Raw genomic sequence first — 13,512 nt, forward strand, 5'->3', positions numbered from 1 at the left:
CCGGTCGCCAACGCCCTGTACAACGGGGACAGGGTCGAGATCATGGGCGTCAAGGTGGGCGCGATCGACAAGATCGAACCGGCCGGCGACAAGATGAAAGTCACCTTCCACTATTCCAACAAGTACAAGGTGCCCGCCGATGCGCAGGCGGTGATCCTCAACCCGACGTTGGTGGCGTCGCGGCTGCTCCAGCTGGAACCGCCGTACAAGGGCGGGCCGGTGCTGGCCGACAACGCGGTGATCCCGGAAGAGCGCACCCAGGTGCCCACCGAGTGGGACGAGCTGCGCAACACCATCACCAACGTGATCTCCAAACTCGGGCCGACCAAGCAGCAACCCAAGGGACCGTTCGGGGACGTCATCGAATCCTTCGCCGACGGACTGGCCGGCAAGGGCAAGCAGATCAACACCACGTTCAACGACCTGTCACGGGCGCTGACCGCGCTGAACCAGGGCCGGGGTGACTTCTTCGCAGTGGTGCGCAGCCTCGCGCTGTTTGTCAACGCACTGCACGCCGACGACCAGAAGTTCGTGGCGCTGAACAAGAACCTGGCGCAGTTCACCAACAGCCTGACCGGCACCGATCGCGACCTGGCCAACGCGGTGCAACAGTTCGACGGGCTGCTGACCACGGTGCGGCCGTTCCTGGACAAGAACGCCGAGGTTCTGACGCACGACATCAACAATCTCGCCGACACGACCAACACTCTGGTCCAGCCCGACACGGTGAACAGCTTGGAGAACGTCCTGCACGTCGGGCCGACCGCCTTCTCCAACCTCAATTTGATTTACCATCCGGCGCACAGCGCCGTCGTCGGGCAGCCGGCGGGCACGGTCGGCACGATGGGTTTCGCGAACCCGATGGAATTCCTCTGCAGTGCCATTCAGGCCGGCAGCCGGCTGGGCTATCAGGAATCGGCCGAGCTCTGTGCGCAGTACCTGGCGCCGATTCTCGACTCGATCAAGTTCAACTACCTGCCATTTGGCCTCAACCCGTTCAGCCTGGCCGCAACGCTGCCCAAGGAAGTGGCCTACTCCGAGAACCGGCTACACCCGCCGAATGGATACAAGGACACCACTGTCCCGGGTATCTGGGTGCCCGACACCCCGACGTCGCACCGCAACACCCAACACGGCTGGATCACCGCACCCGGCATGCAGGGTGTCAAGGTCGGGCCGATCACCGCGGGCCTGTTGACCCCTGAATCGCTCAGCGAACTGATGGGCGGGCCGGACATCGCGCCGGTGCAGTCGAACCTGCAGACACCGCCGGGATACCAGAATGCTTACGACGAGCAGCCTCTCGGGCCCGCGCCGTATATCGGATTGCCGGGCAATCCGGCCCCGATCCCGCCGCCGCCACCGGCACCCGGCGTGATTCCCGGTCCGGTGGCACCGACGCCGGCACCCGGACCGTCGCCGCTGGCGGTACAGGCACCGCCCGGACCCCCGTTACCCGCTGAAGCACCAGGAGGTGGTCAGTGATGCGCGTGACGATCAGTAAAGTCCGCAACCGGATCTGGCAGTGTCTGGTGCTTTTGGTGGCCGCAATGGTGTTGAGTTCCTGTGGCTGGCGCGGCATTTCGAACGTCGCGCTGCCGGGCGGCCCGGGCGGCGGAGGCGCCGGCTACACCGTGTACGTGCAGATGCCCGACACCCTGGCCATCAACGGCAACAGCAAGGTCATGGTGGCCGATGTCTTCGTCGGCTCCATCCGCAAGATCGAGCTGAAAAACTGGGTGGCCACCCTCACCCTGGCTTTGGACAAGACCGTCAAGCTGCCGAAGAACGCCACCGCCAAGATCGGCCAGACCAGCCTGCTGGGTTCGCAGCACATCGAGCTGGCCGCGCCGGCCGACCCGTCGTCGCAGATGCTCAAGAACGGCGACACCATCCCGCTGAAGAACTCGTCGGCCTATCCGAGTACCGAGCAGACGCTGGCCAGCCTGGCAATGGTCGTGCGCGGCGGCGGCCTCCCCAACCTCGAAGTCCTGCAGAACGAGGTCAGCAAGATCCTGACCGGACGGGGCCCACAGATCCGGGCGTTCCTCGGCAAACTGGACACCTTCACCCGGCAGCTCAATGAGCAGCGCGACGACATCACCCACGCCATCGACTCCACCAACCGGTTATTGGCCATCGTCGCAAACCGGTCGGATGTGCTGGATCGCGCGCTGACCGAATTCCCGCCGCTGATCAAGTTCTTGTCGGGTCCTGAGTATCAGAAGCATCTGATCGACGCGGTCGAGTCGGTGGGCGCGCTCAGCCAAGCTACGGCCCAATATCTGGGTGAGGCTCGGGCACCGCTGCACCAGAACCTGCTATCGCTGCAATGCCCGTTGCGGGAACTGGGCAAGGCGGCACCTGACTTGCTCGGTGCATTGAAGTTGATCTTCACGGCTCCGTTCGACCTCGACACCGCACCGAAGCTGATCCGCGGTGACTTCATGAACTCCTCCCTCGAGGTCGACACGACGCTGTCGGCGGTCGACAATGCGTGGCTCACCGGGACCGGGTTCTCGGGTGCACTGCGGGCCTTGGAGCAGTCGTACGGTCGGGATCCCGCGACGATGATCCCCGACGTTCGATTCACACCGAACCCGAATGACGCGCCGGGCGGACCATTGGTTGAGAGGGCGGACCGGCAATGCTGACACGTTTCATCAGGCGGCAGCTGGTCATCTTCGGCATCTTGACCGCGGTGGCCCTGCTGGTGCTGGGCGTGTACTACCTGCGCCTTCCTTCCCTAGCGGGCATCGGGCAGTACGACCTGAGGGCCGAGCTACCGGCGTCCGGCGGGCTATACCCGACGGCCAACGTGACCTATCGCGGCATCACGATCGGCAAGGTCACCTCCGTCGAGCCCACCGAGAAGGGGGCCGAGGCGACGATGAGCATCTCCAGCCAGTACAAGATCCCGCTTGATTCGGTCGCGAACGTGCACTCGGTGTCGGCGGTCGGTGAGCAGTATTTGGACCTGGTGTCGGAGGGCAAGGCGCACGGGTTCTTCTCGCCTGGGCAGACGATGACCAAAGGCACGGTTCCGAGTGAAATCGGTCCGGCGCTGGACACCGCCAATCGGGGGTTGACGGTGTTGCCGAAGGAGAAGATCGGCCAGCTGCTGGACGAAACCGCGGAAGCGGTCGGTGGCCTGGGTCCGGCGTTGCAGCGCCTGGTCGACTCCACCCAGGCGATCGTCGGCGACTTCAAGACCAACATCAACCAGGTCGACGACATCATCCAGAACTCCGCGCCGATCTTGGACAGCCAGGCGGTCTCAAGCAACGCGATCGATCGGTGGGCACACAACCTCAACATCTTGGGCGCGCAGACTGCCCAGCAGGACTCGCACGTGAAAAGCATCCTGACGCAAGCGGCTCCGACCGCCGATCAGCTCAACTCGGTGTTCAGCGGTGTGCGTGAGTCGCTGCCGCAAACGCTGGCGAACCTCGAGATCGTTATCGACATGCTCAAGCGCTACCACCCCGGTCTTGAGCAGACATTGGTGATGCTGCCCCAGCTCGGATCGATCGTGCAGGCGATCTCCGCTCCTTACGAAAAAGATCGTATGGCTGCGCTGGACCTCACGTTGGCGATCAACTATCCGGCGCCCTGTCTAACCGGGTTCCGCCCCGCTCCGGAGTGGCGATCGCCGTCGGATACCAGCATTGCGCCGCTGCGCGACAACAACTACTGCCGGATCCCTCAGGACTTTCAGGCCAACGTAGTGCGCGGCGCACGAAACATGCCGTGCGTGGACGTCCCAGGTAAGCGCGCGCCGACACCGCAAGACTGCCGGAGCGGTAAGCCGTATGAGCCGCTGGGCACCAACCCGTGGTACGGCGACCCCAACCAGATCCTGAACTGCCCGGCCCCCGGGGGCCGCTGCAACCAGGCGGTGAAACCGGGCTTTGTGATACCTGCACCGTCGGTCAACAACGGGTTGAACCCGCTGCCAGCCGATCGGCTGCCGCCTGGAGGGCAGACGCCGCCGCCGAAAAGTGATCCGTTGCAGCGGCCCGGCTCGGGTTCGGTCCAGTGCAACGGTCAACAACCCAACCCGTGCATCTACACTCCGGGCGGGCCCCCAGCGGCCGTCTATAGTCCGATGAGTGGCGAGGTGACGGGCCCCGACGGTTCTAAATACTCCGTCAACAACTCACGCACTACAGGAGATGACGGATGGAAGGAGATGCTGGCGCCAGCCGGCTGACCCCGATCGACACGGACGATTCGTCGCTTGCCGCGGTGACGGTCGAGGATTCGCCAGAATCCGAGCCCGGATCCGACCAGACCAGCACTGCGGATGCGGCAGCCGACGAAGCCATCTCTGAAGACGCTGCTGACGATTCGCAAGAATCCGGGGACGCAGCCGATGACCAGAGCACCGAGTCAGACGCCGAAGACCTGACGGAATCGGCGGACAATGAGACAACGGACGACGCGGGTCCCCCGTCGCGGCTGGGACGCAGATGGTTCGTCGGAATCGCGGCCGCCTTGGTCCTGCTCGCCGGTGGTGTCGGGGCCGGGGGCTACCTCGCGCTGCGCTCGCACCATGACGCCCGCACCACCGCGCAACATGATGCGGCAGCCGTGGAGGCAGCGAAGGACTGCGTCGGAGCCACCCAGGCGCCCGACATTGGGGCGATGGCCTCCAGCGCACAGAAAATCATCGAATGCGGCGCCGGAGCATTCCGCTCACAGGCGATCTTGTACAGCGGGCTGCTTGTCGAGGCCTATCAAGCCGCCAACGCCCACGTCCAGGTATCGGATTTGCGCGCGGCGGTGGAGCGCAACAACGCCGACGGGTCCATCGAGATTCTGGTACCCCTGCGCGTGCGGGTCTCCAACGTCGAATCGCAGAACCAGGAGGCGGGCTACCGCTTGCGGGTGACGATGGTGCAAGACGAGGGCAAGTATCGAATCTCCAAGCTCGACCAGGTAGCGAGGTGACGGTGCTGGTCGAGGAGACCGACGCGGCACCGGCAGTTGACGAATCAGCGCCGAATGAGTTGGCGGACTGGCACATTCGTGCCGCCGCTTTCGCTGTCGACGTCTTACCGGGTGTCGCCGTTGTGGCGACGACAGCACTGGTCTGGTTGGCATCGCCGCCGCAGAGCTTGTGGTGGTGGGTGTCGATATCGGTCCTCATTGTCGCGGCTCTGGCGACGATGGCCAACCGGGCGATACTGCCGGCGATCCTCGGTTGGAGCCTGGGCCGGGCGCTGCTCGGGCTCGAGGTCGCGCGGCCGGACGGGGCCGCCGTCGGAGTCGGCCGGCTGATGTCGAGGGAACTCGCCCATCTGCTGGACACCCTGTCGGTGTGCGTCGGATGGCTGTGGCCGTTGTGGGATCCACGCAAGCGGACCTTCGCCGACATGCTGCTGCGGACCGAAGTGCACTGTGTCGCATCCGATCAGCGTCCGGCAGACATCCGGCGGCACGCCGCGATCGCAGCCGGGGTTGCCGTGCTGCTCTGTGTCGGCGCCGCCGGGGTGGGCGTCTTCGGGATCTATCTGCCCGGGCGGGCAGCCGACCAAACCCGCACCGCGGTCAACGCACAGGGGCCCAAGATCGTCGCAGAGATGCTCACGTACGACCCGAAATCACTGAAACAGGACTTCGAGCGGGCCCAATCTCTGACCACAGACAAATATCGGCCGGAGTTGGTCAAGCAGCAGGAGTCGGTGCAAAAGGGTCATCCGGTGATCAACGAATACTGGGTGACCGACAGTGCCGTGCTGTCCGCAACACGGGACAGCGCGAACATGCTGCTGTTCATGCAGGGCCATCGCGGCGGCGACAACGAACGATTCATCACCGCCACCGTTCGGGTTTCGCTCGTGAAAGGTAAGGACGGACGCTGGCTTGTCGACAACCTCGACGTCGTGACGAAACCCAAACCGGCGCCGGCAAAGGCACCGACTCCACCCAAGGCGCCGACTCCACCCAAGGGGCAAAAGTGAGCCCGCGCAGGCGAATCCAGCCCGGCGAAGAGCCGCTGCTGAAGGTGCCGAAAGCGACACTGTGGTCGAAACTGCCGTGGCGACCCACGGTGCCGGCGCAGTGGTGGAAGCCGTCGCGGAAATGGGCCGTGCCCTCAGCGGTGGCCGGAGCGACAGTGCTTACGGCGGCAGCCATCGCGACGTCGTCGATCGTCCTCGTCGACCAGCGGTCGCATCACCGGGATACCATGCAAGAAGTCGACGTGCTCGGTTTCGTCAAGGCGTTCATGACCGGCTTCACCACGCTGGATCCATTTCATGCCAACGACTACTACGACCACGTATTAGCAAATGCAACGGGCGACTTCGCCAAGCAATATCACGACAAGCACAACGAAATCCTGGTCCAGATCGCCCAGGCCGAGCCGACCAAGGGCACTGCTCTGGCCGCCGGAGTGGAACGGTGGAACGACGACGGTAGCGCCAATGTCATGGTGGCGACCGATGTTTCGATGAAATCCCCCGACGGCAAGCAAAAAATCGATAACACAAATCGTTGGGTGGTCACCGCTCAGCGGGAAGGCAACAAGTGGAAGATCAGCAGCCTGCAACAGGTGATCTGACCGAAGAGTCGCCCGATAGCGCGTCGGCAGGCTCGGCGGCCCTCGAGACCGACGCCGCAGAAGCCGCAGCTGCGCACGTCGATCCAGAGGCGTCGGACGGCGACGACGAGAACGCGGGCGCCGCAACCGAAAGTGACGAGGCGGCCGACGCTCAGGCAGCCGATGAGGCGGTCGTCGGCGTAAAGCAATGGCGACCGGTCAGCAAGTGGTCGGCGATCGCGGCGGCTGTGGCCGCGGCGCTGTTCGTCGGGTCGGCGGCATTTGCCGGCGCGACCATGCGGCCCTACTTGATCGACCGCGCGACGGTGGCGACCAAGCTGCGAGTCGCACGTACCGCCGCCAACGCGATTACGACGTTGTGGACCTACACGCCGCAGAACATCGACAAGCTGGCCGATCGGGCATCGCAATATCTCAGCGGTGACTTCGAGGCTGCCTATCGTAAATACATCGACGCGCTCGTCGCGCCCAACAAGCAGGCCCAGATCACCAACACCACCCAGGTCGTCGGGGCTGCAGTGGAATCGTTGACCGGCTCGGACGCCACCGCGATCGTTTACACCAACACGGCCTCGACCAGTCCGACCACCAAAGATGTTCCCTCGTTGAAGTACCTGTCCTATCGACTCGAGCTGCAACGCGATCACGCGCGCTGGCTGGTCACCAAGATGACGACGATCACCTCACTGGACCTGACTCCCAAATTCAATTGAACGCGAGCCAGCCCGGCAGCGAGCGCTCGTGCGCGTCGCACAACACCTCGTAGTTATCGCAATTGCCTTTGGGCACACCGGCGCCGGCCCACATGCCGCCGGTGTCGCGGCGCAACACGATGGCCGACGATGTGCCCCCGTCGAGCAGCACCGCGTTGTCGCTGCCCAGCCCGCGGAACAGGTCCTGAATATTGTCCGGCGTATAGCTGCCGCCCTGGAACACGTACATCTCGTCGCGCGGCTTGGAATAGGCCAACGCGGTGCGGGCCGCGCTCGGACCACCGTCGTTGAGCTGGCCGGTGTTTCCGGGTGACAGCAGCCCCAGGCCGCTCACCGCGACGAATCGCTCGCCCCGGTCGACCAATCCGGTGACGACAGGCGTGGCGGCGTCGTAGTCATGCCCGTCCCGACCGCCCCTGGGCCATAGCACCGATGGCGCGCCGCGGTTGGGCAGGATCATGGTGGCCAACGCGCTCCAATTCTCGTTTCCGCCGGACAGGCCCTGTTTGCCGGCGTAAGGAATGGTGCCGGTGACCGCCTGATTGGCCCGGCCCTGCCCGTGGGTGTTGTCGACGTAGGCGCCCAGTGGTGAACTGCATCCCGTTGAGCGCCACGAGCCCCCTTTCTGGCCGCGGATGTCGAAGAAGTTCGCGTTGATCGCGATCGTCGGCTGACCAAGCGCCTGCCACGCTTGCACAGCCGTATAGGTTTCCGACGCCTGCATCAGTCCATCGCTGGTGCGCGCCTGCGGATTGCGTTCGCAGCGAGATTGACGCCCCTGATGGCTGTCCACCAGCAGGTGCGGTTCAAGCCGTTGCGAGGCGGCCTTGATGATCATCAGGTGGCCGCCGCTGCTGCCGTCGTACCAGTTACCGGTGGCGTTGAGCATGGGTGCCGGATGGCCGCCGCCGAAGTTGTAGACCAGATATGAGCCTTGGGTGTTCGCGATGGCACTGGCCAGCAGTTCGCGGGCTTCGGCGCGAGCGACCGGTTGGCCGGTGCTGGTTGCCAGCGTCAGGCACAGGGCGCTGCCCGCACAGCAGGCTGCGATACGCCGGAAGGCGGCAGCGAGATATGGCACGGTTGCCCCTTCGGCGCACATGTCATTGCAATGAGCACTGCATTAACCTCAGGTATTACACAGCAACGTGCATAACAGCGGAGTGACGGTTCGGCGGCAGTCCAATGACGTTCCGCCGCTGGGCGTTTGCGACCGCTCTGCGGCCTACCGATCGGGGTAGTCGACCTCGATCTCCGATGGGTTGACGACGCCATCAGGCGTATCGCCGACCGTCGCCGTCGAGAAGCGGTGGTAGCCGCGCCGGTCGTAGATACGGGTCACGATGACGCCCAGCAGCACACCGATCACCAGGCCGCCCGCGATCAGTTCCACCGACTGCGACAGACCTGCGTCGGCGCGGCCGTCAAGATAGAGCAAAGCCCTTGCGCCCAAGAACACTTGGTGCATCGGCTCGAACTTCGCCAGGCCCTCGAAGAGCGCAGGGGTGGCCTGCAGCGGCACCGTCGCACCCGCCGAGGGCAACCCGAGAATGATGAACACGAATAGGCTGAGCAGCACGCCGATTGCGCCCAGTGCGGCGATCAGCGATGTGGAGGTCACCCCCACCGCCAAAATTGCGAACGCGCTGAAAAGCCATAGTGCTAAGCCGTTCTGAACCGGCATGCCCATGTTCTCGGCGATCAGCAGATAGGCGGCCGCCGTCAGCACGGCCAATACCGCGATCATCGCCCACTTGATCAGCAGCGTGCGAAACCGCGAGATCTTGACCTGCTCGGCGAACCGATAGATCGGGCCGACTTCGGCCGGTACAAAGCCCAGCATCGAGTCCACCAGCCTGCTCACCACGACGCTGCCGATGAAGCCGGCGAGCAGTAGCAGCAACGAATAGTAGAAGTCGGATAGGCCACTACCGGTGCCATCCGGAAGCACATTGTGCACCGTCGACTTGACTTCGATCGGATTGGCCAGCATCAACGCGACCGCGCCGGGCTCGGGACTTCTGCCGGTCTGCTGCGCCACCTCTTGTGAAAGCCGTTGGCCCACACGCTGATCCATCATCGCAACCGCACGCTGAAGGGTTTGGCCGGCGATACTGGCACCCAACGTGCCCGCACGCGGGTTCGTCGAGACGATGATGACCGCCCGTTCGACGCGTCCCGGTGTCAGCGCGCTTTTCGCGTAGGCCTGGAGCTTGGACGAAAAGTTCGGCGGTATCAATGCGAGGCCGTAAATCTCGGCGTTGTCCAGCTGCGTCTTGGCCTGGTCATGGTTCAGCACCCGGACGTCGTAGGCATCGTTGTCGAAGCCCGCCTGCATTCCCTTGACGACCTGTGCGCCTGTGGGCCCAGCGTCCTCGTTGAGGATGGCGATCGGGAAATGCCGCAAGTTTGTCATCGGCTGCAGGATTCCACCGAAATAGAAGGCGGCCAGTGCCGACAACACCGCGAGCGCCACCAGTATTGGTATTCCCCAAAAGCGCACTGTTCCAGTTATTTTCGGGCCAGCGGCGCTGTAGGGGTAAACGGCTGCGGAGTCGTCATCGCCGTGAGCGACGTCGGATGCTGCGTGACGGGCTTGCGGTTCAGACATTCCGGCTCCTCTTCGTCCGCGCCAACCCTAGTCGCCGAGCGCCGCGTGCATCTCCCAGACGAGCAATTCAGCGTCCTCGCCGGCGGTGACTGTTTCCCCGGGCGACGCGGTGATCCGGGCCGCGTCACCATCGACGAGCACGGCCTCGTCGAAGTCCACCCGCCCCCGGGCGACATACAGGTGCAGATACGGCGCGGCCGGCAGGGTGAGCTCAGCACCGGCGGGCAGCCGAGCGGCATGCAACGCCGCCGATCGGTTGTGGATGGTGATCGCGGCGTCGTGGCCCGGTATCCCCGAGGCGATGATCATCAGGCGACCCTCGAGTTGACTGTCGTCGACCGCCTGCTGCTGGTAGCTGGGCTCGATTCCGGACTCATCGGGCGGCACCCACATCTGCACGAAGCGCACCGGCTCGGTATCGGATGCATTCTTTTCCGAGTGCGTGATGCCGGACCCGGCCGACATCCGTTGCGCGAGACCGGGATAGATGACGCCGCTGTTGCCGGCGGAATCGCGATGCGCCAACGAGCCATCCAGCACCCAGGTCACGATTTCCATGTCGCGGTGCGGGTGGGTATCAAAGCCGGCGGCGGGCCGCACGATGTCGTCGTTGCTGACCAGCAGCACACCGTGGTGGGTGTTGGCCGGGTCGTAGTGATCGCCGAAGGAAAACGAATGCCGCGACTGCAGCCACGACGTCGTGGTGACTGCCCGGTGGTCGGCACGCCGTATCTCAACAGTGGCGGACACCTGGGTCAGGCTACCCCTGGGCTCAGCAACGCCTGGGCGTGCACCAGGGTGGCGTCGAGGTCGGCAAGGGCCAGCTCGCCCTGGCCGCCCAGGTGAATCTCGATCTGATACTCCGGCTGGCCGTCCTGCCCGAAGATCGGCAACACAACGAATTCGGTTGATGCCAGCTCGCTTTCAAGCACACTCGTCACCGATTGCAGCGTCACGATCGTCATCAGGGCGCTGAGCTCTCGCGTCACCTGCGCGGTGGGCTCCAACGACGCGAGCACCGCGGTGAGCCGGTCGTGCAGTGAGCTATGGGCGGCATCGAACCGCCATGCCCCGTAGCCGCGGTCGCGGATCTCGGCCAGCACCAGCCGATGACCGTCGATGTCGGCGTCAGTCAGCCGCGGCGTCACCCGCCGCAGCCACCCGTCGATCACGTCCTCGTCTCGCCAGGCCATCGCGACCAGGCCGAACGGCGGTCCGATCGGAAAGCGCTGGCCGACCGCATGCTCACCGTCGGTGCCGTGGCCCACGGCGTCGATCGTGGTGAGATGCCGCTGGCCGATCTTCGACATCGAGCAGCCCGCGCCCAGCGTGGTGTGCAGAAAGCTGAGCGTCTCGCGGCCGCGGTCGAGCAGCGGGAACTGCGCTCTCAGGCCGTGCACCAGCCCGAACAATCCGCTGCCCAGCGTGTAGCGGCGATCGTCTCGTCGGGTCACCCAATTGCGGCGCTCGAGTTCGGCGAGCACCAGCGCACAGGTCGAGGTACTGATCCCGCAGCTTTTGGCCAACTCGGCCGACGTCCGGCCACCCGGTGAATCCGACAGCGACGCAAGCACATCCATCACGCGACCGGTCGGCGGCGACTTGACCACCCCGATCGCGCTCGGCGGCGCTGTTGACGAATCCATGGCGACCTTCCTACCATCCGTCCTAAATGTACTTTATGAGTTCCTAATATTAGGAGAAGCTGATGTACAGGGTGGGCGTCTGGGGTCCGGGTTCGATGGGGCTGATCGCCCTGCGGGGAGTGATCGACCACCCGCAACTGGAGCTGGTCGATCTCGTCGTCCACAGCGACGCCAAGGCCGGTCGTGATGCGGGGGAGTTGTGCGGAGTGGATTCCGTCGGTGTGACGGCAACCCAGGATCCCGCGGGCCTGCTGTCCGGTGATGCCGACGTGGTGGTCTACGCGGCGGCGGCCAACCTGCGGCCCGCCGAGGCGATCGACGACATGGTGTCGATCCTGCGCGCGGGCAAGAACGTGGTGTCGTGCTCGGTGGTCCCCCTGGTATACCCCGACGGCGTCGACGCGGGGTTCACCGCACCGCTGCGCGAGGCCGCGGCCGCCGGTGGCGCATCGTTCTTCACCACCGGTATCGACTCCGGATTCGCCAACGATGTTCTGCCGCTTGCGCTTACCGGAGTATCGCGGGTCATTGAGTCGGTGCGGGTGACCGAGATGTTCAACTATGCGACCTACCCGGACAAAGACGCCGTCTACGAGATACTGGGCTTCGGCAAGCCGCCGGAGTTCACCGCATTCGCCGCGGCGCCGGGAATGTTCACCTTCGGCTGGGGGCCGGTCGTGCATCAGCTCGCCGCGGGGCTGGGCGTCAAGATCGACAACCTGGAGGAGAACGTCGAGCGGGTGGTCGCCGAGGAGTCGTTCGACACGCCGACCGGGCATATCGCCGCCGGGACGGTCGGTGCGATGCGGTCCACGCTGACCGGATACGTCGACGGCAAGCCAACTTTCGTCATCGACCACGTCACCCGCATGCGCGACGACCTTGCACCCGATTGGCCGCAGCCGCACATCTCGATACCGCCGCGCGACCTCGGCTACGGCCCCGCATCCGGCCGCGGTCTCTACCGCGTCGAGATCGAGGGCTCGCCGAGCATGCGTTGCGAGTTCGAGATGGCCGACGACCACGACCATGACCTGGGCGCCCGGATGGCCGGGGCATCCCGAATGGTCAACGCGATCCCGGCCGTCTGCCAGGCCCAGCCAGGGCTGCTGTCGGCGCTGGATCTGCCGCTGGTCACCGGCGTCGGGCTGGTCCGGCCGGTGACCGGGCCGCCACCGGACAGCCGGCTGTTCTAGGGGTGCAGGGTGGGCCGGTAGGTGAGCTCTTGGATATGGCCGTCGAGCGTCCGGCTCTCGATCAGCTCGAGGTCGAAATCGGCTGCACCCTGGAAGATCGGGGCATCACCGTTCTTTCCGGTGATCACGGGGAAGAGCGTCACCTGGACGCTGTCGACGAGGCCGGCGGCCATCAGCGCCCGGTTCATCGCCAGGCTGCCGTGCGAGCGCAACGGCACCTCGGACTCTTCCTTGAGCCGGGTGACGACGTCGACGGCGTCGCCGCTCTCGACCGTCGCGTCGGGCCAATCGAGATGCCCGTCCAGGGTGGACGACACGATTGTCGCCGGCAGATTCACCATCCGGGTGACCCATGGGTCGCGCACCTCGGACTCCTCGGTGCTCGCGGCCAGCATTTGCGCAAACAACCGATATGTGTTGGCGCCTAGCACCATTCGCTGCTTCTCGCCGTACAGGGCGAGCCGGCGACCGAGCAATTCGGGGCCTTGCTTGCCCCAATAGCCGCCCCAGTCGCCGCCGCTGACGCTGCCGAAGCCGTCGAGGCTGGAAAAGACGTCGAAGGTGTAGGTAGCGGTCACGATGATCTCCTCGAGTGCCGTTGATGTCGTGTCGGAAGTACAGACTGAAAACCGCGGCTAAACTCATCGGCGTTGAGATCTCGGAATCCGACCGGTGCCTTCCGGCCAGCGGCTAGAGGCGTTGCGGCAGGCCGAATTTCGCGAATAGCCCGGTGTCGAGAAAGGCGACCACCCGAGACACCCCGTCGGCCCGTACGTCC

Annotated in this window: 13 protein-coding genes; 8 read left to right on the forward strand and 5 right to left on the reverse strand. The window is 64.9% G+C overall.

Annotation, left to right across the window (positions count from 1 at the left end; genetic code table 11):
* From VN856_RS06020 to VN856_RS06050, 7 genes are all read left to right on the forward strand, one after another.
* Positions 1 to 1,485: virulence factor Mce family protein (locus VN856_RS06020; RefSeq protein ID WP_325687127.1), on the forward strand; the 1,485-nt coding region annotated here is incomplete at its 5' end.
* A complete protein-coding gene (locus VN856_RS06025; RefSeq protein WP_325687128.1) occupies positions 1,485 to 2,654 on the forward strand; it encodes a virulence factor Mce family protein in 1,170 nt (389 codons plus the stop codon). The genes VN856_RS06020 and VN856_RS06025, both read left to right, overlap by 1 nt.
* The gene (locus VN856_RS06030; protein ID WP_325687130.1) at positions 2,648 to 4,213 is read left to right on the forward strand and encodes an MCE family protein; all 1,566 of its coding nucleotides are present in this window, start codon (positions 2,648 to 2,650) and stop codon (positions 4,211 to 4,213) included. Before VN856_RS06025 ends, VN856_RS06030 begins: the two co-directional genes overlap by 7 nt.
* A complete protein-coding gene (locus VN856_RS06035) occupies positions 4,183 to 4,953 on the forward strand; it encodes a hypothetical protein (RefSeq protein WP_325687132.1) in 771 nt (256 codons plus the stop codon). The genes VN856_RS06030 and VN856_RS06035 overlap by 31 nt, the downstream gene beginning before the upstream one ends.
* On the forward strand, positions 4,950 to 5,966 hold the full coding sequence (locus VN856_RS06040; RefSeq protein ID WP_325687134.1) for an RDD family protein: 1,017 nt from the start codon (positions 4,950 to 4,952) through the stop codon (positions 5,964 to 5,966). The genes VN856_RS06035 and VN856_RS06040 overlap by 4 nt, the downstream gene beginning before the upstream one ends.
* Complete coding sequence (locus VN856_RS06045; RefSeq protein ID WP_325687136.1) at positions 5,963 to 6,568, forward strand: mammalian cell entry protein; 606 nt, start codon at positions 5,963 to 5,965, stop codon at positions 6,566 to 6,568. Before VN856_RS06040 ends, VN856_RS06045 begins: the two co-directional genes overlap by 4 nt.
* Positions 6,535 to 7,281, forward strand: coding sequence for a mammalian cell entry protein (locus VN856_RS06050; RefSeq protein ID WP_325687138.1), 747 nt, complete (start codon positions 6,535 to 6,537; stop codon positions 7,279 to 7,281). Before VN856_RS06045 ends, VN856_RS06050 begins: the two co-directional genes overlap by 34 nt.
* On the opposite strand, the gene VN856_RS06055 is transcribed toward VN856_RS06050, so the two are convergent.
* The 4 genes from VN856_RS06055 to VN856_RS06070 form a co-directional block, all read right to left on the reverse strand.
* Positions 7,274 to 8,383 (reverse strand): phosphodiester glycosidase family protein, encoded by a 1,110-nt coding sequence (locus VN856_RS06055; protein ID WP_414686881.1) that lies wholly within the window; start codon positions 8,381 to 8,383, stop codon positions 7,274 to 7,276. The genes VN856_RS06050 and VN856_RS06055 overlap by 8 nt on opposite strands.
* A 123-nt stretch (positions 8,384 to 8,506) precedes the next feature.
* A complete protein-coding gene (locus VN856_RS06060) occupies positions 8,507 to 9,892 on the reverse strand; it encodes a DUF3533 domain-containing protein (protein ID WP_325687140.1) in 1,386 nt (461 codons plus the stop codon).
* Positions 9,893 to 9,919: 27 nt separating this feature from the next.
* Positions 9,920 to 10,642, reverse strand: coding sequence for a pirin family protein (locus VN856_RS06065; RefSeq protein WP_325687141.1), 723 nt, complete (start codon positions 10,640 to 10,642; stop codon positions 9,920 to 9,922).
* Between the two features lie 5 nt (positions 10,643 to 10,647).
* Positions 10,648 to 11,472 carry a MarR family transcriptional regulator gene (locus tag VN856_RS06070; RefSeq protein WP_325687156.1) on the reverse strand — a complete coding sequence of 275 codons (825 nt, stop codon included), beginning with the start codon at positions 11,470 to 11,472 and terminating at the stop codon, positions 10,648 to 10,650.
* A 128-nt stretch (positions 11,473 to 11,600) separates the two neighbouring features.
* Here VN856_RS06070 and VN856_RS06075 point away from each other — a divergent pair, with 128 nt between their 5' ends.
* Positions 11,601 to 12,734 (forward strand): dihydrodipicolinate reductase, encoded by a 1,134-nt coding sequence (locus VN856_RS06075; RefSeq protein WP_325687143.1) that lies wholly within the window; start codon positions 11,601 to 11,603, stop codon positions 12,732 to 12,734.
* Here the strand turns inward: VN856_RS06075 and VN856_RS06080 are convergent.
* On the reverse strand, positions 12,731 to 13,312 hold the full coding sequence (locus VN856_RS06080) for a dihydrofolate reductase family protein (protein WP_325687144.1): 582 nt from the start codon (positions 13,310 to 13,312) through the stop codon (positions 12,731 to 12,733). The two genes, VN856_RS06075 and VN856_RS06080, sit on opposite strands and share 4 nt — an antisense overlap.
* Positions 13,313 to 13,512 lie beyond the last annotated feature (200 nt).

This window comes from Mycobacterium sp., from assembly GCF_035603715.1.
Lineage (GTDB): Bacteria > Actinomycetota > Actinomycetes > Mycobacteriales > Mycobacteriaceae > Mycobacterium.